The sequence below is a fragment of the Arthrobacter sp. fls2-241-R2A-172 genome (assembly GCF_030208885.1).
GTDB lineage: Bacteria > Actinomycetota > Actinomycetes > Actinomycetales > Micrococcaceae > Arthrobacter.
Genome location: NZ_JARVTB010000002.1, coordinates 341,692 through 365,771, shown reverse-complemented (window position 1 = coordinate 365,771; position 24,080 = coordinate 341,692). Strand labels below are relative to the sequence as shown.

General features: G+C 61.5%; 21 protein-coding genes. 11 read left to right on the top strand and 10 right to left on the bottom strand.

What is annotated here, in order from left to right; translation table 11 throughout:
• Window positions 1-77: 77 nt before the first annotated feature.
• A complete protein-coding gene (locus QRM57_RS04535) occupies window positions 78-1,637 on the top strand; it encodes an LCP family protein (protein WP_284985735.1) in 1,560 nt (519 codons plus the stop codon).
• A gap of 62 nt (window positions 1,638-1,699) precedes the next feature.
• Here the strand turns inward: QRM57_RS04535 and QRM57_RS04530 are convergent, their stop codons facing one another.
• Window positions 1,700-3,652 carry a M13 family metallopeptidase gene (locus QRM57_RS04530; RefSeq protein WP_284985734.1) on the bottom strand — a complete coding sequence of 651 codons (1,953 nt, stop codon included), beginning with the start codon at window positions 3,650-3,652 and terminating at the stop codon, window positions 1,700-1,702.
• Window positions 3,653-3,900: 248 nt separating this feature from the next.
• On the opposite strand from QRM57_RS04530, the gene leuA reads away from it, so the two are divergent.
• The 3 genes from leuA to QRM57_RS04515 all read left to right on the top strand — a co-directional run bounded on the left by leuA (window position 3,901) and on the right by QRM57_RS04515 (window position 7,304).
• Window positions 3,901-5,640: a 2-isopropylmalate synthase gene (gene leuA, locus QRM57_RS04525; RefSeq protein WP_235520708.1), complete on the top strand. Its 1,740-nt coding sequence runs from the start codon at window positions 3,901-3,903 to the stop codon at window positions 5,638-5,640.
• 84 nt (window positions 5,641-5,724) lie between these two features.
• The gene (recO, locus tag QRM57_RS04520) at window positions 5,725-6,477 is read left to right on the top strand and encodes a DNA repair protein RecO (protein WP_284985733.1); all 753 of its coding nucleotides are present in this window, start codon (window positions 5,725-5,727) and stop codon (window positions 6,475-6,477) included.
• 2 nt (window positions 6,478-6,479) lie between these two features.
• Window positions 6,480-7,304: an isoprenyl transferase gene (locus QRM57_RS04515; RefSeq protein WP_284985731.1), complete on the top strand. Its 825-nt coding sequence runs from the start codon at window positions 6,480-6,482 to the stop codon at window positions 7,302-7,304.
• Between the two features lie 30 nt (window positions 7,305-7,334).
• Here the strand turns inward: QRM57_RS04515 and QRM57_RS04510 are convergent, their stop codons facing one another.
• Genes QRM57_RS04510 through QRM57_RS04500 form a run of 3 tightly spaced genes read right to left on the bottom strand, consistent with a single transcriptional unit; the run spans window position 7,335 to window position 11,128 of the window.
• Window positions 7,335-8,408, bottom strand: a complete 1,074-nt coding sequence (locus QRM57_RS04510; RefSeq protein ID WP_284985730.1) for an alpha/beta hydrolase — start codon at window positions 8,406-8,408, stop codon at window positions 7,335-7,337.
• Entirely contained in the window at window positions 8,405-9,430 is a 1,026-nt protein-coding gene (locus tag QRM57_RS04505; protein WP_284985729.1) for an alpha/beta hydrolase, read from the bottom strand. The genes QRM57_RS04510 and QRM57_RS04505 overlap by 4 nt, the downstream gene beginning before the upstream one ends.
• Before the next feature lie 9 nt (window positions 9,431-9,439).
• Window positions 9,440-11,128 (bottom strand): FAD-binding dehydrogenase, encoded by a 1,689-nt coding sequence (locus QRM57_RS04500; protein ID WP_284985728.1) that lies wholly within the window; start codon window positions 11,126-11,128, stop codon window positions 9,440-9,442.
• Between the two features lie 68 nt (window positions 11,129-11,196).
• Here QRM57_RS04500 and QRM57_RS04495 point away from each other — a divergent pair, with 68 nt between their 5' ends.
• Complete coding sequence (locus QRM57_RS04495; RefSeq protein ID WP_284985727.1) at window positions 11,197-12,276, top strand: quinone-dependent dihydroorotate dehydrogenase; 1,080 nt, start codon at window positions 11,197-11,199, stop codon at window positions 12,274-12,276.
• Window positions 12,277-12,348: 72 nt separating this feature from the next.
• On the opposite strand, the gene QRM57_RS04490 is transcribed toward QRM57_RS04495, so the two are convergent.
• A complete protein-coding gene (locus QRM57_RS04490; RefSeq protein WP_257368040.1) occupies window positions 12,349-12,942 on the bottom strand; it encodes a DUF3043 domain-containing protein in 594 nt (197 codons plus the stop codon).
• A 115-nt stretch (window positions 12,943-13,057) separates the two neighbouring features.
• On the opposite strand from QRM57_RS04490, the gene QRM57_RS04485 reads away from it, so the two are divergent.
• The 5 genes from QRM57_RS04485 (at window position 13,058) to QRM57_RS04465 (ending at window position 18,234) form a co-directional block, all read left to right on the top strand.
• A complete protein-coding gene (locus QRM57_RS04485) occupies window positions 13,058-14,491 on the top strand; it encodes a dipeptidase (RefSeq protein WP_284985726.1) in 1,434 nt (477 codons plus the stop codon).
• A 164-nt stretch (window positions 14,492-14,655) separates the two neighbouring features.
• Complete coding sequence (locus QRM57_RS04480; RefSeq protein ID WP_211712345.1) at window positions 14,656-15,045, top strand: HesB/IscA family protein; 390 nt, start codon at window positions 14,656-14,658, stop codon at window positions 15,043-15,045.
• A 183-nt stretch (window positions 15,046-15,228) separates the two neighbouring features.
• Window positions 15,229-16,101: an aa3-type cytochrome oxidase subunit II gene (gene ctaC / locus QRM57_RS04475; RefSeq protein WP_235520699.1), complete on the top strand. Its 873-nt coding sequence runs from the start codon at window positions 15,229-15,231 to the stop codon at window positions 16,099-16,101.
• A 10-nt stretch (window positions 16,102-16,111) separates the two neighbouring features.
• Window positions 16,112-17,836 carry an aa3-type cytochrome oxidase subunit I gene (ctaD, locus tag QRM57_RS04470; RefSeq protein ID WP_284985725.1) on the top strand — a complete coding sequence of 575 codons (1,725 nt, stop codon included), beginning with the start codon at window positions 16,112-16,114 and terminating at the stop codon, window positions 17,834-17,836.
• A complete protein-coding gene (locus tag QRM57_RS04465) occupies window positions 17,833-18,234 on the top strand; it encodes a cytochrome c oxidase subunit 4 (RefSeq protein WP_257368042.1) in 402 nt (133 codons plus the stop codon). The genes ctaD and QRM57_RS04465 overlap by 4 nt, the downstream gene beginning before the upstream one ends.
• 118 nt (window positions 18,235-18,352) lie before the next feature.
• Here QRM57_RS04465 and QRM57_RS04460 read toward each other — a convergent pair whose 3' ends face one another.
• Window positions 18,353-18,646 carry an HPr family phosphocarrier protein gene (locus QRM57_RS04460; RefSeq protein WP_257368043.1) on the bottom strand — a complete coding sequence of 98 codons (294 nt, stop codon included), beginning with the start codon at window positions 18,644-18,646 and terminating at the stop codon, window positions 18,353-18,355.
• Window positions 18,647-18,801: 155 nt separating this feature from the next.
• On the opposite strand from QRM57_RS04460, the gene QRM57_RS04455 reads away from it, so the two are divergent.
• Window positions 18,802-19,590 carry a GntR family transcriptional regulator gene (locus QRM57_RS04455; RefSeq protein WP_235522057.1) on the top strand — a complete coding sequence of 263 codons (789 nt, stop codon included), beginning with the start codon at window positions 18,802-18,804 and terminating at the stop codon, window positions 19,588-19,590.
• Window positions 19,591-19,718: 128 nt separating this feature from the next.
• Here QRM57_RS04455 and qcrB read toward each other — a convergent pair whose 3' ends face one another.
• The 4 genes from qcrB to ctaE form a co-directional block, all read right to left on the bottom strand.
• A complete protein-coding gene (gene qcrB, locus QRM57_RS04450) occupies window positions 19,719-21,392 on the bottom strand; it encodes a cytochrome bc1 complex cytochrome b subunit (RefSeq protein ID WP_257368045.1) in 1,674 nt (557 codons plus the stop codon).
• Complete coding sequence (gene qcrA, locus QRM57_RS04445) at window positions 21,370-22,440, bottom strand: cytochrome bc1 complex Rieske iron-sulfur subunit (protein WP_235522055.1); 1,071 nt, start codon at window positions 22,438-22,440, stop codon at window positions 21,370-21,372. Before qcrA ends, qcrB begins: the two co-directional genes overlap by 23 nt.
• Window positions 22,441-22,535: 95 nt before the next feature.
• Window positions 22,536-23,324, bottom strand: a complete 789-nt coding sequence (gene qcrC / locus QRM57_RS04440; protein ID WP_235522054.1) for a cytochrome bc1 complex diheme cytochrome c subunit — start codon at window positions 23,322-23,324, stop codon at window positions 22,536-22,538.
• Between the two features lie 89 nt (window positions 23,325-23,413).
• Entirely contained in the window at window positions 23,414-24,052 is a 639-nt protein-coding gene (gene ctaE, locus QRM57_RS04435) for an aa3-type cytochrome oxidase subunit III (protein ID WP_235522053.1), read from the bottom strand.
• Window positions 24,053-24,080: the final 28 nt, after the last annotated feature.

Here is a 24,080-nt window from a genome sequence, read left to right as displayed (position 1 = left end):
CCTCCGATAGGGAACTTCCCAGAATTGGCAACTATGATTGCGGAGATTCAGGTGATTAAGGAAAGGTAAACCGAATAGTGCGACGTCGTGACGCCCGCCCGCAGGGCACCGGCACCGCCGGCCCCGTTGCGGGACGCCATGGGGAGGATACTGATGGCACTCCCCGGCACATGAAGGAACGCAAGGGGCTGCCGCTCTGGTTGAAAATTACGACCGGCGTGGTTTCCTTGGCGCTGGTTGCCGGCGTCGCCTTTGCCGCATTCTGGTTTGTCCGCCTTCAGTCGAACATCACCAAAGCCCCACTCAGCGCCGGCGAAAACCGGGATTCGGGAGCTGCGGCAGCGAACGACAAAACCGACCGGTTGCAGATTCTCATTCTTGGGTCGGACACCCGTGACGGAAAAAACTCCGACTACGGCACCTCTGAGGACTCCACCGGCTACGGGCATTCCGATGTCATGATGCTGCTGGACATTTCCGCGGACAACAAGCGCGTCAATGTCATGAGCTTCCCACGCGACCTGCTGGTTGATGTGCCGCAGTGTACGGACCACACCAACAACCAGACCTTTCCCGCCAGAAGTGGCGTGATGATCAATGAGGCCATGGCAGAGGCCGGTATCGGCTGCGCTGTGGACACGGTCAACAAACTGACCGGCCTGGAGATCGACCACTTCATGATGGCGGACTTCAACGCTGTCAAGGAGCTCTCCAAAGCTGTTGGTGGCGTTAGTGTCTGTGTCAGCGACCCCGTTTTCGATCCGGACTCCCGGCTCCGCCTCCCCAAGGGCAATTCCCTGGTTGAAGGCGAACAGGCATTGGCGTTCCTGCGAACCAGGCATGCATTTGGTGATGGTGGCGACCTCGGACGGATCAAGGGCCAACAGGCTTTCCTCTCGTCGATGACCAGGAAGCTCAAGGACGAAGGTACTTTGGGCAACCCGCAGCGGCTGCTGCAAATTGCCGACGTCGTAACGCAGAACCTCACGGTCGACAACGGACTGGCTTCCGTGCCGTCCCTGCTGACGATCGGCGGGCGACTGAAGGACATTGATGTCTCAAAGGTGGCCTTCGTCGCTGTTCCCACCCAGCCGGCTGCCATCGATCCGAACCGACTGGAGCTGGCCGAACCACAGGCATCGCAGCTTTTCTCGGCACTGCGGGCCGATCTTGACCTCACCACGCCGGGTGCGACCTCGAGCCCGGCCGCTTCCCAAAGCCCGGCAGCCCAGCCAACTGCTACGACGCCAGCCGTGCCCGCCTACAACAAGGCCATCCAGCCGGTAGCGGTTGCCAACGGCAGCGGAGTAGCCACCAGGGCCCAGGAAGTAATGGCCGTCCTCACGGGTAACGGCTTCACCCAGGCTGTGTCCTACCTGGCCAACCCGGTGGACCGGACCGTGGTCTATTACGGAGCCGGTTTTGCGGACGTGGCCGCCGATGTGGCGACCCTCTACGGTATTCCTGCCGCGCAGGTCCAGCAGGCAGCGGGAGTCGCCGGTGTTCAGCTCTATGTGGGCACTGACTTCGGAACGGGCTTGGTCTATGGGGCTGCTTCGGTACCGCCGGACGTTGTTAATCAGACAGCCAGCGACGCCGTCTGCCAGCAGGTCAATCCGCTGTATATCGACCAATAATTATTGAAGCCCAAAGAGGCCGGGCCAGATGGCCCGGCCTCTTTGGTTAGCTCGTCGGCTGCTTACCAGATACTGACCCGTTCTCCGGGTTCCATCCACATTCCGTCGCCCTCGGCCACGGAGAACGCCTGGTGGAAAGCGTCGAGGTTGCGGGCAATGGCATTGGTACGGAACTCGTTGGGGGAGTGCGGGTCGGTGGCCAACCTCCGTATTGCTTCCTCAGTGCGGATTACCTGGCGCCATCCGGCTGCCCACGACATGAAGAACCGCTGCTGTCCGGTGAAGCCGTCGATGACTTCAGGTTCCGCCCCGTCCAGGCTGAGGAGGTAGGCCTTGTAGGCGATTGCGAGGCCACCCAGATCGCCGATGTTCTCACCCAGAGTCAGTTTTCCGTTCACCTTGTGGTCGGGGGCGGCATAGGGGGAGAGGGCGTCGTACTGTGCCACCAGTTTGGTGGTGAGGGCTTCAAAGGCAGTTCGGTCTTCTTCGGTCCACCAGTTCCGAAGGGCGCCCGTTCCGTCGAACTGGGACCCCTGATCGTCGAATCCATGGCCGATTTCGTGTCCAATGACGGCACCGATACCGCCGTAGTTCACGGCGTCGTCCGCGTCGGCATTGAAGAATGGCGGCTGGAGGATCGCGGCGGGAAAGACGATCTCATTCAGCATCGGGTGATAGTAGGCATTGACGGTTTGTGGCGTCATGAGCCACTTGGTGAGATCCACCGGCTTGCCGATCTCGTCAAGGTGCCTGTCGACGTCGGCATTGTGTGCACGCTCTACATTGCCCAAAAGGTCAGCGGGGTCGATCTCGACGGCCGAGTAATCAATCCACTTCTCGGGGAAGCCGATCTTGGGCCGGAAGGCCTGGAGCTTCTTGAGGGCCTCAACCTTGGTTTCTTCGCTCATCCAGGTGAGCGCTGAAATGCTGTCCCGGTAGGCCTCGATGAGGTTTCCCACCAGTGTCTCCATCCGGGCCTTGTGACCGGGAGGAAAATGCCGCTCAACGTAGATTTGGCCTACTGCTTCGCCGAGGGCAGCTTCCACCACGGCTACGCCGCGCTTCCACCTTTCCTTGTTGCGGGGCGTGCCGCTGAGCGTGGTCCCATAGAAGTCGAAGTTGGTCTCGACGAAACCGGACGACAAATATGGGGCTGCCGAGCTCAGGATGCGCAGGGTCAGCCATTCCTTCCACGTTTGCAGGGACTCGGATTCCAGGAGTGCAGCGGCTCCCGTAAAGAAGTCCGGCGTGCTCACCACCAGCTCGCTCCGCTTGTCCTGGTCCACGCGAGCCGCTTCAAACCACGTGTCCAGTAAGGGGAACAGCGCCCGCGCTTCGTCTGCGGTCTTGAGGTTGTAGGTCTTTTGCGGATCCCGAAGGGTGACGTTGTCCCAGTGATGCGAGGCCAGCGCCCGTTCCAGGGCAACCACGCGCCCGGCGGCGGCCTCTGCATCGGGGATGGACGCGAGGTTGAACATGGCGGCAATGTATTTACCGTAGGCCGTCACGATCTCTTCGAATTTTTCGTCGCGGTAGTACGATTCGTCAGGCAACCCCAGGCCGCCCTGACCGATGTAGAGAAGGATGCGTTCGGGATTGCCGGCATCCGGCGCAGGGTAGATGGAGAACAAGCCTGAGACGTCGGATCGGAACAATTGCCCGATGAGCGCTGCCAATTCCTGCGGGGAGTCTACGGATTCAACCTCCTGGAGCCTGCCGCGGACCGGCTCGTAGCCCTTTTCCTCTGCCGCCGCTTCATCCATGAAGCTGGCATAGAGGCCGCCGACTTTTTGTTCGACGCCGGTAGCTGAGTCCGCTTTTGCGGCGGCTTCTTCGATGATCGCCTTCACGGCAAGCTCGGCACCGTCCCTCAGTGCGGTGAAGGTTCCTTCCAACGGGCGGTCGTCCGGGATCGTCGTGCTGTTGAGCCACGCGCCATTGACGTGTTGGTAGAGGTCGTCCTGGGGCCGGACGTTGTGGTCGATGTTGGAAAGAGTGATCCCCGACTGTGGCACTGTGGCTCCTTGTGTGGACGCTGCAGCCGGCGTTTCCACCGTCGTGGCGTCTGCATAGTGGACGTTGCATGAGGTGTTGCACTGTCATCATACGCATCGTGTTACTGTGAATTTGTGCGTGCGGAAATGCTTCTTCTTAGCTGCCGCGGCGAGGCCTGAAAGCTATCTGACGCTGGGCCATCCTCGCCGCGGAGTTCCGTTGTGTCCGGCTAAGCTTTCACTTAGTTCTTTACAGAAAAGGCCACATCATGCGTAATGCACAAAAGCCCTCCGGTATGCCGATTCACCGCTACCTGCCGTTCCAGGACCAGATCACTGTAGATGTTCCGGACCGCACCTGGCCTGACAAAGTCATCACCAAGGCCCCTCGCTGGTGCGCGGTTGACCTGCGGGACGGAAACCAAGCACTGATCGATCCGATGAGTCCGGCACGCAAACTGAAGATGTTCCAGCTGCTCGTCAAGATGGGCTATAAGGAGATCGAGGTTGGCTTCCCCTCGGCATCTCAAACAGATTTCGACTTCGTTCGGCAGCTCATCGAAGGCGGCCACATTCCTGACGATGTCAGCATCCAGGTCCTGACCCAGGCGCGCGAGCACCTGATTGAGCGGACCTACGAGTCCTTGGTGGGCGCCAAGCAGGCCATCGTCCACCTCTATAACTCCACCTCCGTGCTGCAGCGCCGGGTGGTCTTCAACCAGGACGAAGACGGCATCATGGACATCGCCTTGCAGGGTGCCCGCTTGTGCAAGAAGTACGAAGAGACGCTGCAAGACACGCACATCACGTACGAATACTCCCCGGAGTCCTTCACGGGCACCGAGCTTGAGTACGCTGCCCGCGTCTGCAATGCCATCGCCGATGTCTTTGAGGCCTCCGCGGACAAGCAAGTCATTATCAACCTGCCGGCAACGGTGGAAATGGCGACACCCAACGTCTACGCGGACTCGATCGAGTGGATGCACCGCAATCTGCACCCGCGCGAGGGAATCATCATCTCCCTGCACCCGCACAACGACCGCGGGACTGGCGTGGCTGCTGCTGAACTGGGATACCTGGCAGGTGCCGACCGGATTGAAGGCTGCCTGTTCGGCAACGGAGAGCGCACCGGCAACGTGGACCTGGTGACCTTGGGCCTGAACATGTTCGTGCAGGGCGTTGATCCCATGATCGACTTCTCCGACATCGATGAAGTCCGCCGCACGGTGGAGTACTGCAACCAACTGCCGGTGCCGGAGCGCTCCCCGTATGGTGGAGACCTCGTGTTTACCGCGTTTTCCGGTTCGCACCAGGACGCGATCAAGAAAGGCTTCGAGGCGCTCGAGAAGGATGCCGCGGCTGCTGGCAAGTCGGTGGATGACTTCACGTGGCAGGTTCCGTACCTGCCCATCGACCCCAAGGATCTCGGCCGAAGCTACGAAGCCGTCATCCGGGTTAACTCCCAGTCCGGCAAGGGTGGCGTCGCCTACCTGCTGAAGAATGAGCACAACCTGGACCTGCCGCGCAGGGCCCAGATCGAGTTCTCCGGTGTCATCCAGCGACGCACCGACGCTGTGGGCGGTGAGGTCAGTGGCGCCCAGCTGTGGCAGATCTTCCAGGACGAGTACCTCCCCTCTGACGAAGAACAGGCGCAATGGGGCCGCTACACCCTGGGCAGCGTGAGCACCGAGACTGACGAGTCCGGCGCCATGACCATGAACGCGAACCTCAGGATCGACGGCGCCGAAGTACGCCGAACAGGTCACGGCAACGGTCCCATCGCGGCACTTCTGGACATCCTGCACCAGGACGGCGTGGACGTGCGGGTGCTCGACTACAGCGAGCATGCACTGTCTGAAGGCGGCAGCGCGAGTGCGGCAGCGTACGTCGAATGCGCTGTCGGTGAACGCGTACTCTGGGGCGTCGGGATTGATCCCAGCACCACCACGTCATCACTGAAGGCCCTGATCTCGGCAGTAAACCGGGCAGTCCGCGACGCCCAGGCATAGAACCCTGCGGTGTGGTGGCTGGATTTTCAGTCACCACACCGTCCGGCGGTCACGCCCGACCGGCGCGAAGTGCAAAGATTAGTTGTGGCCAATCCGTCGTTTGCAGCACGGTCCTATCGGGACGATGCCGTAGTGCTCCGTACCCACAAGCTGGGCGAGGCGGACAGGATCATTACGCTGCTGACCAAGCACCATGGGCAGGTACGGGCCGTCGCCAAGGGAGTCCGGAGAACCAGCAGCCGGTTTGGAGCGCGCCTTGAGCCGTTCATGGTCGCCGACCTGCAACTCGTGTCCGGCCGAACACTCGACATCGTGACCCAGGCAGTCGCCAAAGGAGCCTACGGAAGCGCCATAGCCGCCGACTACGGCCGGTTCACCGTGGCGGCCGCAATGACCGAGACAGCCGAGAAATTGACGGATGCCGACACCGAGTCGGGGACCGCTCAATTCAATCTGCTGGTTGGAGCACTGGCCTCTTTGAGTCGCTCCGACCACCCGCCCGAACTCATTCTGGATTCGTATCTCCTGCGCGCCCTGGCGACCGGTGGCTGGGCACCAAGCTTTACGGATTGTGCCCGATGTGGCCGTCCCGGCCCCCACACTGCATTTGCGGCGCCGGTGGGCGGAATGGTGTGCAGCGATTGCCGTCCTCCGGGTTCTCCGGCTCCCGCACCGGAAACGGTGCAACTCCTCGGAGCGCTGCTGACAGGCAATTGGAGCATTGCCGATGCCTCGGATCCCCGGCATCGCAGGGAAAGCGCGGGGCTGGTGGCCAGTTACCTGCAATGGCATTTGGAACGTGCCGTGAAATCACTCAAACATGTGGAGCGAAGCTGACAGTGGCACTTGGCAAAAAGAACAAGTCAACAGTAGCGAGGACGGCGCCAGTGGTTGCGCCTTATGGACACCCTTCCGGGGCAGTGCCACCAAAGATACCCACTGAGCTCATACCGCAGCACGTGGCCATTGTCATGGATGGCAATGGGCGCTGGGCCAACCAGAGGGGACTGCCCCGGGTAGAGGGGCACAAGGCAGGGGAGCCGGCACTGTTGGACGTCATGGCCGGTGCGATCGAGCTGGGCATCAAGTACGTCAGCGTCTATGCCTTCTCCACCGAGAACTGGCGGCGTTCGCCTGATGAAGTCCGGTTTCTCATGGGGTTTAACAAGGACGTGCTACGTCGTCAACGCAATCAGCTTGACGAGTGGGGAGTCCGGATCCGCTGGGCCGGTCGTCGGCCACGACTGTGGGGTTCGGTGATTAAGGAATTGGAAGAGGCCGAGGACTACACGCGGGCCAATGACACCTGCACTTTGACCATGTGTGTTAATTACGGGGGACGGGCGGAGATCGCTGACGCGGTCGCAGCCATTGCCCAGGACGTGGCGGCGGGGCGGTTGAAGCCTGGCTCTGTCTCGGAGAAGACCATCCAGAAGTACCTGGATGAACCCGACCTTCCGGATGTGGATCTCTTCCTTCGCAGCTCCGGCGAGCAGCGCCTCTCCAACTTCCTCCTCTGGCAGTCGGCTTACGCGGAGTTCGTTTTCATGGACACTCTGTGGCCGGACGTTGACAGGCGGACGCTCTGGGAGGCCGTGGAGATTTACGCCAAGCGGGATCGCCGCTACGGTGGTGCGATTGATGCCGCCCCCGCTATCAAATAGCACGGCCGCGCTAATACGAGGTGTGCCTGCTCAGTAGGGGTATGCCGCAAGCCAGACGGCGACGTCCCGATAGGCCTGCTGGCGTACTGTGCGTCGGGACAGGAACACATCATGAATGGCTCCGGGATAGCGGAAGACGGCCGTGCGCCGGGCCAGGCCCAGCGCACGTCGGGATGTTTCCTCGACGTCGATGACGGCATCGGCCCGCATGAGGTCCGCCGTCCATTCCGCTTGGATCCGGGTCCGTCCGGATAAGAGGACCAACACCGGCGCGTCAATGTTGAGCTTACGTTCCACGGCAGCGTGGCCGGCGAGCACTGCTTTGGTCCATCCCGCCCGGATCGGGAAGGACGCCCGTGGTCGCCAGACCGGATCCAGGATCCACTCGCCGTGGGCTTCGTTGCTGACGCTTTCCCAGTACGCCGGCATCTCGGGGAACCTGAAGGGCCTTTTCGGGTCCGTTCGGGCAAAAGGTTCAACCAGATGCATGGCGATACTTCGGACCAAGCTGCTTCCCTGCAGTTCAAGCCACGGTGAATTCAGTACCAAGGTGCCCACTCTGCCCGGGTTGCGGTCAGCCCACAGGGCAGCGATGAGACCGCCCAGGGAGTGGGCCACCATGTGGATGGTGGGTGCAGTGGAGTTGCCGGTCCGGGCCATCACGTCCCGTTCGACTTCCACTAAGGCTGCCGCAATGTCCTCGTCGTAAACACCAAGGTCGGAGGTGTATCCGGGAGTCTGTCCGGGGAGGAGGCTGCGGCCGAACTTCCGCAGGTCCAGCGCGTAGAAGTGGAAACCGGAGGCTGTGAGGTATTCGGCGAGTTCGGTCTGGAGGAAGTAGTCCGCCCATCCGTGGAGGTACAGGACGGCCCGCGGGGCACCTCCGGGATCCGCAGGGGTGGCGCGACGATGGCGCTTGGTAAAGGACACCAGGAAGTCCAGTACACCTTGCGGGGCGGGGTGGGCGACGGGAGGCGCGTGCCTGACCAGCGTCGCCTTGACCTGTCCCTCCTCATCCGGCTTAAGGGGCAGGTCCAAGCATTCATAGCCGTGGCCCAAGACGTCGTTTTCCCATCCGGCACCGGTTTTACCTGCGGCGCTCATCTGTCCCCCTCATGGTGGTCATCCGGTGCTTTGTCCTGCATGAAGCCCCTGATCCATCGGGCCAGGCGGCCGTAGGCGTCCTTCCTCACGGCAGGTGCCGACAGGAATACGTCATGGAGGCCACCATCGATACGCTCCAAAGTCACAGTCCGGCCCAGTGCCATGGCACGCAAAGCCATTACGCCTACATCGAGCACAGCGTCTGAACGGCGCATGGACTCGCGCCACCTCATGCCGTTTGCGCTGGCTGAGGACATCAGGACCAGAACCGGCATTTCCAGGTTCAGGCCGCGGGCCACCTGCGACTGCCCGGCGAAAACGGCGCGGAGCCAGCCCGCCCGGACAGGAAAGGCCAAGGGCGGCCGATACTTTTCGTCCAAGTGCCATTCACCCTCCGCGGAGCTGCTGATGCTGCGAAAATAGAAACCACGCTCCGGCAGTTTCAGGACCGTTTCGGGACGGAATCTCGCCAAAGGCGCTACCATGGCGTTCGCTGTCCGCCGGACCATGGAACTCCCATGCATCTCCAGCCAGGGGCTGTCGAGAATGAGGTACTGGACTCGTTCAGGGTGTCGGCTGGCCCAGAGGGCGGCTACCAACCCGCCTGTCGAGTGGCCCATGAGTGTCAGGTTGTCCGCCGTGGATCCGGCACGTCCTTGGTGAATCGCGTTAATGGCCTGGTTGATTTCGGCGTCGTAGTCGGCCAGGTTGGCGACATAGCCACCGGGATCTCCGGGCTGGAGGCTCCGTCCATGGTTGTGCAGGTCCAGGGCATAGAACTCATAGCCCTGGCGCGACCAAAACTCGGCGAGCTCGGTGTTGAAGAAGTAGTCACTCCATCCATGGAGGAACAAAACAACGCCAAGGCGTCGCACCGAACCGTCGTCGCCGCTTTGGGCCTGGGCCAGTGTATCCGCGTCGTGTCGGATCAGCGTGGCATGGCGGATCACGCCATCCGGTCCTGCTGCGTCGATACTGCAGGACTGGTAGCCGGTTCCCAGGATGTCAGCGGTCCATTCCATGGCTCCAGCTTAGACAAAAGCCGCTGCTGCCTTTCCGGCCGCCCTTCCGGTGAAGAGGCAGCCGCCCAGGAATGTCCCTTCCAGTGCCCGGTAACCGTGGATGCCTCCGCCGCCGAACCCGGCAGCCTCCCCGGCTGCGTAGAGCCCTGGAATTGCCTGTCCGCTATCGTCCAGAACCCTCGAGGCCAAGTCTGTCCTTAAGCCGCCCAGGCTCTTCCGGGTCAATACCGAGAGCCGGATGGCGATGAGTGGCCCGTGCGCAGGGTCGGTCAGACGGTGCGGGGGAGCCACTCGCATCAGCTTGTCGGTGGCAAACCGCCTCGCTGCCCTGATGGCCGCAAGCTGCGGGTCCTTGCCGAGCCCACTGGATACCTGCCGGTCCCGGGCGCTGACCAGGGACTCCAAGGACTCCCGCTGGATGAGGTCGCCCCCGGCCAGCTGGTTCATCTTCGACGCGAGCTGCCCGGGGGTGGCTGCCTGCAGGAAATCCACACCGCGGTCCAGGAACCGCTGGATGGGGGAGTCGCTTCCCGCCCTCAACCGCGACGCAAGGAGCCTGACGTCCTTGCCGGTCAGGTCAGGGTTTTGTTCCGAACCTGACAAAGCAAGTTCCTTGAGGGCGATGGTGCGGTTGAGGACAAACCACGAATGGCTGTGGCCTGTTGCCACAATGTGACGGAGGGCGCCCAGGGAATCGTACCCCGGGAACAATGGCGCCGGCAGTTGATGTCCTTCCGCATCGAGCCACAAGGATGATGGCCCGGGAAGAATACGGATACCGTGCATCGGCCACACGGGATCGTAGTTGTGGATACCTTCGGGATAGTGCCACATCCGGTCGCCGTTGATCATGGCGCCGCCGACGGATTGCACCACTGAAAGGAATTTACCGTCTACTGAGGCGGGGACGCCGCTGAGCATCTCCGCGGGTGGTCGCCCTCCTGGCCATTGGCGTCGGACTGCCGCGTGGTTGGCGCCTATGCCCCCGGTTGTCACCACAACCGCTCCTGCCGCTGCCTCGAAGTCCCCAACGGGGAGCCTGGATGAGGCCTGGCCCCGCACCGCCGTCGACGGTTCCAGGACATCTCCGACGACGCCGGTCAGCGAACCGGCCGTGATGGTGAGGGCTGTCGCCCTGTGCCGGAAGTGAAGCGACACCCTTCCGGCTTCGACGCCCTCGAGCACCTTCCTCAGGAAAGGTTCCACCAGGGCTGGTCCCGTGCCCCAGGTGACGTGGAAGCGGGGTACTGAATTTCCATGGCCCTGCGGCCCGTACCCGCCCCGCTCCGCCCACTGGACCAACGGAAAGATGCCAACGCCGAGGCTTTTCAGCCAGGCCCGCTTCGCACCGGCGGCGAAGTCCACATAGGCCTCGGCCCATTGCCTGGCGTTCGAATCCACCGGTCGGTCGAAAGCCGCGGAGGCCAGCCAGTCGGAAAGTGCGAGGTCCGCGTTGTCCCGCACGCCGAGCCGCCTCTGCTCCGGCGTATCGACCATAAAGAGGCCGCCAAAGGACCAATGGGCCTGGCCGCCGACCGAGGCTTCCGGCTCCTGGTCCAGGACGGCCACCGTCTTGCCCACTGCGTAGGCTGTGGCGGCTGCCACCAGTCCCGACAGGCCCGCCCCGACCACCACGACGTCGGCCGTGATCCTGCGGCTCGTGCGGGGATGACGCAGGTCACTGTTTTTAGGCGGCATGCGTACATGCTAGCGCCCGGCACAGTCATGGGTTTGGTGAGTCGTCCACGAACAGCAAAACTAAGACCATGCGTTTTTACCCCACATTCTTTAAGTTGGCCTTCTCCTGGATGGATGCCGAGAAGGCCCACAAGATCGGATTCCAGGGAATCCGTGCCGCCCACCGTACTGGCGCGGGGCGGGTCCTTGCCCGCATGACTGCCCCGGATGCCTCGCTCCGCACCGAGGCGCTGGGCCTGAGCTTTCCCTCGCCCTTCGGACTTGCAGCGGGTTTCGACAAGGAAGGCCACGGCATCGAGGCCCTGACGGAGCTGGGTTTCGGCCACGTCGAAGTGGGTACCATCACGGGCCAAGCGCAGCCGGGCAATGACAAACCACGCCTGTTCCGCCTGATAGAGGACCGGGCGGTCATCAACCGGATGGGTTTCAACAACGACGGCGCTGCTGCCGTTGCGCCCCGGCTCAAGTCTGCTCGGGCTGCTTTGCAGAAAAACCATCCTGATCTTCGGCCCATCATCGGGGTGAACATTGGCAAGACCAAGGCGGTGGACCTCGCCGACGCCACGGAGGACTACCTGGTGAGCGCCCGGAGCCTCGCCCCCGCCGCAGACTACCTGGTAGTCAATGTCAGTTCGCCCAATACGCCGGGCCTGCGGTTACTGCAGAACGTGGAGACGCTGCGTCCTTTGCTGCGGGCAGTTGGAGACGCTGCCGACGAAGCCGCGGGGCGCCACGTACCGCTTCTGGTCAAGATTGCGCCTGACCTGTCCAACGAAGACATCGAGGACGTCGCCCGGCTTGCACTTGACCTCAAGCTGGACGGAATCATCGCGACCAACACAACGATTACCCGTGAGGGGCTTGTTTCCGGAAGTGCGAAGGTGGATTCCATCGGTGCCGGAGGTTTGTCAGGAGCGCCCCTCAAGGAGCGGTCGCTGGAGGTGCTTCGCAGGCTCAAGCAGGCTGTGGGCGATGACCTTGTGCTGATCGCGGTCGGCGGCGTCGAATCGGCCGAGGACGTCCACGAACGCCTTGAGGCCGGCGCCACCCTGGTCCAGGGCTACACGGCATTCCTTTACGAAGGCCCGTTCTGGGCGTCCCGAATCAACAAGGGCCTTGTAAGGCTTCGGCGGGGCTCAGGCCACTAAGACTGCGGTTAAGCGATGAAGACCCCGGACCATTGGTCCGGGGTCTTCATACGTTTGACAGGGGTTGGGGCCTTAGGCCGGGTACTGTCCGCGCTTCACCTGCGGCTTGGGCAGGCGGAGTTTGCGGAACTGAAGGGCTCGCATGCATCCGTACCAGACAGAGCCACGCTCCACTTCGCCGAACTTCTCGGTAAGTTTCTTCCGCAGCTTGCGGGAGAGGATGAAGGCATCGATGAATACAGCCAGGAACATGATCCAGAAGCCCACCAGGACGTAGCTGATTCCCGCGCTCGTGGTGGGAATGATCAGTGAAATGACAACGAACAACAGGGCACCAAACATCAGGTACTCGCCCAGGCTGAACCGTGCGTCGACGTAGTCGCGGACGTACCTCTTCTGGGGCCCTTTGTCCCGAAGTGGCAGGAATTTTTCGTCACCCGTATCCAGGGCCTGCCGCATCTTCTGGCGCTGGTCCTGGATGGCCACCCGCTCTGCTGCCTTTGATGCCTTACGGTCGGTGGGCACCAGAGGGCGCTTGCGGGCTGCTTCCTGGTCCTTCCGCTTGGGCGTGGGCGCGCCCTTTCCGGCTACGGGCTCCTGGGCGGTGGCATAGGCCTGGTCTACTACTGATTGAGCGCTGGGCTCTTCCTTTTTGCGTCCGAACACCCCTACAGAATACCCCGCACCAAGGTGGCGCAGGTTACGCCCCGGGTTGCCCATGCCCCAATGGCCACTCCGTGCCTGCCCCGCCGGGAGAACGCCCGGCGGTAAAGTGTGGCCCATGACTTCAGCACATGCGGAGACCCCGCAGAACAAGCCCCTGGACTCCGGCGCTACCCCGGTGGAGGCACTGACCCGGGCGGTCCATGACTCCTTCGATGCCACTTTGGCATCCTTGAAAGACCTGGTCGCCATACCGGGAATTGCCTGGTCCAGCTTCGACCCCTCGGAACTGGATAAGAGCGCCGAAGCTGTTTCCGCACTGGTAAAGGCAACAGGCATGGAGGACGTCCGCATCCTTCGTTGCGACAAAAGTGACGGCACCCCCGGCGGGCCCGCCGTCGTCGCGCGCCGTCCCGCGGCGGAAGGCAAGCCGACCATCCTCCTTTACGCCCACCACGACGTACAGCCCCCCGGAGACCGTGGACTGTGGGAGTCGGAGCCGTTCGCCGCTGAGGAACGTGACGGTCGGCTGTATGGTCGCGGTGCGGCTGATGACAAGGCAGGCATCATGGCCCACCTGGCGGCCTACAGTGCAGCAACCAAAGTCCTGGGCGAGGATTTCGGCCTCGGAGTGACATTCTTCTTCGAAGGCGAGGAAGAGGCGGGCTCGCCCACCTTCAGGACTTTCCTCGAGGAGCATCGCGAACTCCTGCGTTCTGATGTCATTGTTGTTGCAGACTCCAGCAACTGGAAAGTGGGCGTTCCGGCCCTGACCACCAGCCTGCGCGGCCTCGTTGACGGCACTTTTGAAGTCCGCGTGCTCGACCACGCGGTGCACTCCGGGATGTTCGGCGGCCCAGTGCTCGACGCCCCGACCCTCCTTTCGCGGCTCATTGCTACCCTCCACGATGACGAGGGCAACGTGGCTGTTGCCGGTCTGGTGGGCCGGGACGAGGTGGCCGTGGACCTCGCCGAAGCGGACTATCGCGCCGACGCGTCAGTGCTCGACGGCGTGCGGCTCGCCGGGAGCGGTACCATCGCTTCCCGCTTGTGGACCAAGCCCGCCCTTTCGATCATTGGCATGGACGTTCCCGCAGTGGACGTTGCCTCCAACACGCTCATTCCGGCGGCGCGAGCCAAATTCAGCATGCGGCTGGCGCCCGGCCAGGACCCCGAGGCCGCCATGGACGCCCTGCGGCGGCACGTCGAGTCCAATGCTCCGTTCGGCGCCAAGGTGACCTTCACACCGGGGGAGAGGGGCGATGCGTTCTCCACCGATACGTCATCAGCTGCGGCCCGGGTGGCCCTTTGGGCGCTGGGGGAGTCCTGGGGAGTGAAGCCTGTCGAAATGGGAATAGGTGGATCCATTCCCTTCATCGCGGACCTCCTGGAAATGTACCCGGAAGCCCAGATCCTGGTGACCGGGGTGGAAGACCCTGATTCCAGGGCCCACAGTGCCAACGAGTCACTGCATATCGGCGATTTCCGCCATGCTGTGGTCGCAGAGGCTCTCATGCTGGCCAGGCTCAATGCCGAGGGCCTCGCGGGCTGAACCGAAAGTGCAGGCCGGGAACAACCAAATGCCGCAGGTGGTTACGTCAGGAGTTATAGCTAAGCGTCTGCGCGACGTAGCATTAGCTATAACCCGTACGTAATTGGGTAAGGGCAGGCAGCGTCCCGGCGCCGCCGCCAAGAGCTTCATAAGAAGGTAGGCCAATGAGCACTGCAACCAACGAAAACAGCACCGGAACGCAGGTCGTCGCCAACGACGAACTGGCCACGCACGAGGTCAATCTGACCGACGTCGCCGCAGGCAAGGTCCGCAGCCTCCTCGAGCAGGAAGGGCGCACCGATCTTCGGCTGCGCGTTGCAGTCCAGCCCGGCGGATGCTCCGGCTTGATCTACCAGCTCTACTTCGACGAGCGCCTGCTCGACGGCGACGCCGTGCGTGACTATGACGGCGTCGAGGTCGTGGTGGACAAGATGAGCGTTCCGTATCTCAGCGGCGCAAGCATCGACTTCGAAGACACCATCTCGAAGCAGGGCTTCACCATTGATAACCCGAACGCGGGCGGCTCCTGCGCCTGCGGTGATTCATTCCACTGATGTGAGCCGTCGCTGCACGTCGGCGCCACTTCCGACGCGGTTAAACGCGTTGGGAGCCACGGCGCCGACATGTGCGCGAAAACCGCTTGATAGCGGTAAGCTCTACATCGGGTAGTAAAACTTTTAGTGTGCCCGGTGAGCCTTCGGCCTGCCGGGAGACAGCAACAAGAGGAAGGGCCGTCTGTGAGTTCGCAGAACCGAACCGGCAGCCGACGCATAAAGATCACCTCGATCACTGGCTTGGCAGTCGCCGGCGCGTTGGTTTTGACCGGATGTTCACCAGAGGTAGAGAAGGGTTGGCTGCCAACAGAGCGCGGCACGACCAACCACACTGACCGGATCATGGACCTCTGGGTCAACTCATGGATCGCCGCCTTGGCAGTCGGTATCATCACGTGGGGCCTCCTGGTCTGGTGCATCATCGCGTACCGTCGCCGCAAGGGCACCACGGGATTCCCCAAGCAGCTCAGCTACAACCTGCCGCTTGAGGTCTTCTACTTGACCATTCCGCTGTTCATGGTGCTGGTGTTCTTCTACTTCACCGACCAGGACCAGCGTGCGATCGATGACCGTTCGCAGCCTGCCGACGTCGTTGTTGACGTCCGCGGCAAGCAGTGGGCTTGGGACTTCAACTACAAAAAGGGCGAGGTCGTCAACGAGGACCTCCACGAGGCCGGCGTCCAGGCCCACCTGACCGGCAACGATGTCGACAAGGAACTCCTCCCCACGTTGTACTTGCCCGTTGGCAAGTCCGTGGACCTGGAGCTGAACTCCCGCGATGTCATCCACTCATTCTGGGTTCCCGCATTCCTCCAGAAGCGCGACATGATCCCTGGTAAGACGAACTACATCAGGTTCACCCCCACCAAGGAGGGCACCTTCGATGGCAAGTGTGCCGAGCTCTGCGGTGAATACCACTCCGAAATGCTCTTCCGAGTCAAGGTTGTCTCCGAGTCTGAATTCCAGTCGCACATGGACAAGCTTCGCCAAGAAGGCAACACGGGTCTCCTCGGTGCGGAATACGACCGCAACCCGAACCTGAACGAATCCAAGTAAGGGGAGCGACGTGGCTACGTACACTCAATCCGCGCCGGGGGTTCTTGAAACTCCGGTAGTACCCAAGTCCAAGGGACGCATCGTCGTCAACTGGATCACTTCCACCGACCACAAGACCATCGGGTACATGTACCTCATTGCGTCCTTCGTGTTCTTCTGCCTCGGTGGTGTCATGGCCCTGCTGATCCGCGCCGAGCTCTTTGAGCCCGGCATGCAGATCCTGCAGACCAAAGAGCAGTACAACCAGATGTTCACGATGCACGGCACCGTCATGCTGCTGATGTTCGCAACCCCCCTGTTTGCGGGCTTCGCCAACGTCATCATGCCGCTGCAAATCGGTGCTCCCGATGTCGCCTTCCCGCGTTTGAACGCCTTGGCCTTCTGGTTCTTCCTCTTTGGTTCCACCATCGCCGTCTCAGGCTTCATCACCCCCCAGGGTGCTGCGTCATTCGGTTGGTTCGCCTACGCTCCACTGTCGAACACCACGTTCAGCCCTGGTGTAGGTGGTGACCTGTGGGTCTTTGGCCTCGCGCTCTCAGGCTTCGGAACCATCCTTGGTGCCGTCAACTTCATCACCACCATCATCTGCATGCGTGCACCGGGCATGACCATGTGGCGTATGCCGATCTTCACCTGGAACACTCTCGTGACGGCTATCCTCGTCCTGATGGCCTTCCCGCCGCTGGCAGCTGCCCTGTTCGCGCTCGGCGCGGACCGTCGCTTCGGTGCCCACATCTTTGACCCCGAAAACGGCGGCGCCGTTCTCTGGCAGCACCTCTTCTGGTTCTTCGGACACCCCGAGGTGTACATCATCGCCCTGCCGTTCTTCGGCATTGTTTCCGAGATCTTCCCCGTGTTCAGCCGCAAGCCGATCTTCGGCTACAAGGGCCTCGTGTACGCCACCATCGCCATTGCTGCACTTTCCGTCACCGTGTGGGCACACCACATGTACGTGACCGGTTCGGTGTTGCTGCCGTTCTTCGCCTTCATGACCATGCTGATCGCGGTACCGACAGGCGTGAAGTTCTTCAACTGGATCGGAACGCTCTGGCAGGGGTCCATCACCTTTGAAACTCCTATGCTCTGGAGCATCGGGTTCCTGGTCACCTTCCTCTTCGGTGGCCTGACGGGCATCATCCTGGCGTCGCCGCCGCTCGACTTCCACGTCTCGGACTCCTACTTCGTGGTGGCGCACTTCCACTACGTGGTCTTCGGTACGGTTGTGTTCGCCATGTTCGCCGGCTTCTACTTCTGGTGGCCAAAGTGGACGGGCAAGATGCTCAACGAACGCCTGGGTAAGATCCACTTCTGGCTCCTGTTCCTTGGTTTCCACGGCACGTTCCTCATCCAGCACTGGTTGGGTGTCGAAGGCATGCCGCGTCGTTACGCCGACTACATGCCGCAGGATAACTTCACCTGGATGAACCAGTTCTCCACTATCTCCTCCTTCGTACTGGGCGCCTCGCTGCTGCCGTTCTTCTGGAACGTCTACATCACCTGGCGCAGCAACAAGAAGGTTGAAGTTGATGATCCTTGGGGCTTCGGTGCCTCGCTGGAGTGGGCTACGTCCTGCCCGCCGCCGCGCCACAACTTCACCTCCTTGCCCCGTATCCGCTCCGAGCGCCCGGCACTGGACCTGCACCACCCCGAGTTGGCTCAGATCCACACCGCAGAGGCCCCGTCACCCGCAGCAGCTGTTTTGGGTAACGCCGACCAGAGGGACGTCAACAAATGAAAATTGAATCGTGGCTCTTCGGAGCCGGAGTCTTCTTCTTCGTCCCCGTAGCCATCGCCTATGGCTTCCTGACCAATTGGTCTGAGTGGGTCGGCGTCTTGGGAATCCTCTTGGTCGGTGGCCTTGCGGGCATGATCGGCGCATACCTTGGTTTCACCGGCAAGCGTGTCGGCATGCGTCCGGAAGACCGTCCCGATGCAGAGGTTCACGAGGGCGCAGGCGAACAGGGGCACTTCAGCCCTTGGAGCTGGTGGCCGCTGGTTCTCGGCCTTGCCTGCGCAGGCGGCTTCCTGGGTCTCGCAGTTGGTTTCTGGATCACCTACGTTGCCGGTGGTCTGGCCTTGGTGGCACTCATTGGCTGGGTCTTTGAATACAGCCGTGGCGACCACGCACACTAGCAGCACCTGAGAACAAATAGAGGGCCCCACCGAAAGGTGGGGCCCTTTCTTTTAACATCGTTCCAAGGTTTCGCAGTGTTGCTCGCCTGCTCGGCGCACCGGGATGCTGGATGTCCGTTCAGTGACCCTCAGAGGCCTCCAGAACGGACGAAAGTTGCGCCAGGGCATTCTCGATGCTTGAGATACTGTGCTCGTCAGCGAGGGCCTCTGGAGCTACTCCGAGGAAAACCTCGCAGCCGTGGGCAAAGTCCTCTGTCATGACCTCCAACAATGAGCGTGCGTCAACAGCACGACCTTCCCGTTTCCGAATTGTCACTGGCAGCCCGGTCTCCGTGACAGCACGAACGAATACGGCGGCGGCCCGCGCATGCAGTCCGATCCCGGCAGCGACGTAGGTCTTCAGCTCCGGCAACCTCAACTCCTTTGTTACGACGGATGCTCCGCGTGAAATGATCCATATAAGCGTAGCTGGCCCAGCTGTTACCAGTAGGTACCGAAGGCAGTGGTCTAGACCTGACGAGCCAGTGAATTATCCTTAAGCCATGACTCACATGATGGATAGCAGCCGTGCCTGAAGCGGCGAGTATCGCTGGAGATATCGACCGGACCAGCGGAACACCCATCTACGTCCAGCTACGCGAAATCCTCCGGACCTTCATAGCACAGTCCTGTCCGCCCGGGTCTTCGCTGCCGTCCGAGAGGGACCTTTCCGAACGTTTCGGCTTGGCCCGAATGACCGTGCGCCAAGCAATTGACGCCTTGGTCGGCGAAGATGTCATAGAGCGCGTCGTCGGCCTCGGAACCTTCGTGAAGAAGCCCAAACTGGATCTCCAGGTGAAGTTGACCTCCTACAGCGAGGAGATGCAGCGACGAGGCATGGTTCCGGCCGCCAAGGTCCTCAGCTTTGAGCAGATCGCAGCAAGTGCCTTCCTGGCGCGCGAATTGCAACTGGATGAGGGTACGCCGCTGGTGCGGTTCCGACGCCTGCTGTTGGCAGATAACGAGCCAATGAGCGTTGATGAGAACTTTATCCCAGCCCACCGCGTCCCCGGCTTGTTGGATGAGGCCCCACCCACATCGCTCTATAACGTCCTGAGCGAACGTTTCGGACTGGTCATGGAGTGGGGCGAGGACATGATTGAGGCCACCGCCGCGTCACCGTCCACGGCCCGCCTTCTCAACGTCGACGTCGGTTCGCCCCTCCTAAAGATCCAGCGCCATGCCTTTGTGGCTCGGGCGATGGTGGACTACTCCGTGTCGTATTACCGGGCAGACCGATACAAGCTGTGGGTACCCCTCCAGCGTCCTGGCGTCCGTCCTACCCGTAATTACTCGTCGGGCTACAGGACGCCCTAAGCGGCGACGCCAGCCAAAGCCGGCCCACCGCCGTCGTTGCTGTACCGGTGTAATGAAGGGCACGTAAAAAGCCCGGCTGGAGAAATCCAGCCGGGCTTTTTACGTGATCTGACAGAGGCTACTGGGCGCTAGTGGCTCAGGCTCTTCTGGTCTTCACCGGAGGTGATTGCTTCATGGTGGCCATGAGCGTGTGCTGCTTCCAGTTCGGCCGGAGTTGCCGGTGCGACCCGGTCCTCGAAGAACCACTTGGAGAGTGCCGCGCGGCGCTTTTCCTGACGGGTGACCACACCGTGCTCGTTAGGCTGGGCCGGCAGGGGAGCAGGCGACTCGAAGCCAACCAGCTTGTATCGCTTGTACTCGTCCAACGGGGCGTGAACCTCGATGAACTCACCGTGCGGGAGGCGCACAATGCGGCCGGTTTCGCGGCCATGGAGTGCAATTTCGCGGTCCTTGCGCTGGAGAGCCAAAGCGATCCTCTTGGTCACGATGAACGCGATGATCGGGCCAATGAAGAACAGCGTGCGGAGCCAGTACGTAACGTCGTTCAACGACACGTGGAAGTGGGTTGCAATGAGGTCGGAACCAGCCGCTGCCCACATAACGCAGTACCAGGTGAAGCCTGCAACGCCGATTGCGGTACGCGTTGGAGCGTTACGCGGACGGTCGAGGACGTGGTGTTCCCGGTTGTCCTTGGTGATCCAGCGTTCGATCCAGGGGTAGGTAAACAGAACCGTGAAGATGATGCCGGCAGGCACGAGGGCCGGGAGCAGCACGTTCAGGGTCAGGGTGTGGCCAAAGACGATCCACTCGAAGTGGAAGTTGTTCACAACACCTGGCATGAGACGCAAGGCGCCGTCCACGAATCCGATGTACCAGTCAGGCTGCGTTCCAGCCGAAACGGGCGAAGGATCGTACGGGCCGTAGTTCCAGATCGGGTTGATCGTGAATGCTGCAGCCATCAGGGCCAAGACGCCGAAGACGATGAAGAAGAATCCACCGGCCTTGGCTGCGTATACCGGGCCGAGGGGGTAGCCGACGACGTTGCCGTCATTACGGCCGGGGCCGGGGTACTGGGTGTGCTTGTGTACGACCACCATGAAGAGGTGGATGACAATCATCAGGAGGATAAGTGCCGGCACCAGCAGGATGTGCAGTACGTAGAGTCGGCCGATGATGGCCGTTCCCGGGAATTCTCCACCGAAGAGGAAGAACGAGATGTAAGTGCCAATCACCGGGATGGACTTGATCACGCCGTCGATGATGCGCAGGCCGTTACCGGACAGCAGGTCATCAGGGAGCGAGTAGCCCGTAAAGCCGGCTGCCATGGCAAGAATCAGCAGGACGCCGCCCACTACCCAGTTCATTTCACGGGGCTTGCGGAACGCACCGGTGAAGAAGACACGCAGCATGTGAACGCCGAGTGAGGCCACGAACAGCAGTGCTGCCCAGTGGTGGACCTGGCGCATGAAGAGCCCGCCACGCACATCGAACGAGATGTTCAGCGAGGAGTTGTAAGCGACCGACATCTCGACGTTGTACAGCGGGGTGTACGAGCCCTGGTAGTGGGTCTCCGCCATGGACGGATCGAAGAAGAACGTCAGGAAGGTACCCGACATCAAAAGGATGACGAAGGAGTACAGTGCCACTTCGCCAAACATGAATGACCAGTGGTCCGGGAAGACCTTCCGGCCGAACTCACGCAGGATGCCGGAGCCGCCTACGCGCTCGTCAACGAAGTTGGTGAAACTACCAACCTTGGTTTTCGGAACGAAGGGGGCTTCAGCTGTTGATGAGGCGCTCATGCTCGTCACGCTCCCAGTAACTCGGTCCTACAGGTTCTCTGAAGTCGCTGGTGGCGACGAGGTAGCCCTCTGCATCAACTGCGATGGGCAGCTGGGGGAGCGGACGGCTGGCCGGCCCGAAGATGACCTTGCATTCCTGCGTAAGGTCGAACGTGGACTGGTGGCAGGGGCACAGGAGGTGGTGCGTCTGCTGCTCGTAGAGAGCAACGGGGCAACCAACGTGCGTGCAGATCTTGGAGTAAGCAACGATGCCGTTGTAGCTCCAGTTTTCACGGCCCTTGGAGGGGTTCAACGAGTTCGGGTCGAGGCGCATGAGCAGGACAACTGCTTTTGCCTTTTCATTCAACTTGCCTTCGTGCAGCTCGTTGAGTCCCTCGGGAATCACGTGGAATGCCGAACCAATGGTCACATCGGATGCCTTGATGGGGGTGCCATCAGGGTCACGGGTGAGTCGCTTCAGCTTGTCGCCGTCGGGTGCCCACATGGTGTGTGCAAGGGCTTTGTCCGGACGCGGACCCAAATCGCCGAAGATGGCGAGGGCCGGCAGGGGAGCCAATGCTACGGCACCAAGGAGGGTGTTGCGGATCAGCGGACGGCGCTTGATGCCCGTCTCCTCCACGATGTCGTCGACGATACGGACCGCAGCCTGGCGGTCTTCCTCGGTGCGGATGGCGTGACGCTCTTCCGACACTTCATGATCGGGCATCAGGGCCTTGGCCCAGTGCACGATGCCCGTTCCGATACCCAGCATGGCGAAAGCCGTTCCCAGGCCCAGAAGGAGGTTTTGGGTGCGGATGGTCGCAATGGTGGTGTCGTCGCCCAAATCGATGGCGAAGTACGCCACCAGGAAGACCAACGTACCGATGACGGAGGTGCCAAACAGAATGGCTACCTGACGCTCGGCGCGCTTCGCGGCTACCGGGTCCGTGTCAGCCAGGCGCAAACGATGCGGAGGAAGTCCAGGATCCTGGAACTTCTCCACCTCATTCTGACCAGCCGTAGCTACGGTGCCCGAGTGGTTCGGACTGCCGTCACTATGGTTGCCCATAATTCGCCTCATCCTTCTCTCGTTGTCTCGGCCGGGGCCGAGTTATTTTCAGTTTCAAACTGCTGACTGTGCAGCAGAAGTTTCTTGCCTGCAGGCTAGGACGTGCGGGACGTCAACCAGATGGTGAAGGCGATGATGACACCCAGGCCGGCAACCCAAACAAAGAGGCCTTCGGATACCGGACCAAGGGAACCAAGTTCAGCTCCACCGGGCGATCCATTGGCTTCAATCGTCTTCAGGAAGGTGATGATGTCGCGCTTGTCTTCAGGCGTGATGTTCGAATCGTTGAAGACGGGCATGTTCTGCGGGCCCGTGGCCATGGCTTCGTAGATGTGGGCTTCGGTGACACCTGCCAGGCCGGGAGCGAACTTGCCGCGGGTCAACGCACCGCCAGCGGCTGCTGCGTTGTGGCACATCGCGCAGTTGACGCGGAAGAGCTCGCCGCCCTTGGCTGCGTCTCCCTTACCGTCGAGGAGCTTTTCCTCGGGAATTGCCGGACCTGCACCGAGGGAGGCAACGTAAGCAGCGAGCTGCTTGGTCTGTTCCTCATTGAACTGGGCGGGCTTCTTCTGGGCCTGGGGGCCGCTCATCTGCATGGGCATACGACCGGTACCAACCTGGAAGTCAACAGCAGCAGCACCCACGCCGACCAGCGAGGGGCCGTCGTTGGTTCCGCTTGCACCCATGCCGTGGCAGGTGGCGCAGTTGGCGGCGAAAAGTTTTCCGCCTTCTTCTACGTCACTGGCGCTGTAGCTAGTGGTGTCGGCCTTGGCTTGGTTGACGGTTGTGGCAACGGCGTAGAGCCCACCAGTGAGGAGGAGGCCCATCAACAGCAGCGCTATGGCTGCCAGTGGGTGACGTCGCTTCTGCGAGAGTGCCTTCACGTGGTGGTTCCTTTTTTCGATCCTGCGTCGGCTCCGGGAGCCGCTTCTTTAAATTCTGCCTCTTGTAGAAAAAGAGTCAAAGCTGGGGCTTACTTGAGGACGTAGATGACCAGGAAGAGGCCGATCCACACGACGTCGACGAAGTGCCAGTAGTAAGAGGTGACGATTGCCGACGTCGCTTCGAAGTGTCCAAACTTCTTGGCTGCAAAGGCGCGTCCAATGATGAACAGGAACGCGATCAAACCGCCGATGACGTGAAGGCCGTGGAAGCCTGTGGTCATGTAGAAGGCGGAGCCGTAGGCGTTGGACGACAGGGAAACGTGCTCGGAGACGAGCATGGCGTATTCCGTGGTCTGGCCGGCTACGAAGAAGGCACCCATGATGAACGTGAGGACAAACCATTCCGACATGCCCCAGCGGGTGAACTGAAGCGGCCTGCCGGTCCGGCGGGGCTCCAGCCGCTCGGCGGCAAAGACGCCCATCTGGCAAGTAAAGGAACTTGCCACAAGGACGATGGTGTTGACGAGCGCAAACGGGAAGTTGAGCTTGGCCGTCTCCTCGGCCCACATCGTTCCCGATGTGGAGCGCAGGGTGAAGTACATGGCAAAGAGGCCGGCGAAGAACATCAACTCACTGGACAGCCAAACTACGGTTCCAACAGAAACCAAGTTGGGGCGGTTCAGCGTCGGGTGCGCCGGGGTACTGGGGGCATGGGTCGCAGATGTCACAAGGACATTATGTCTGTAAAAGTCCAGA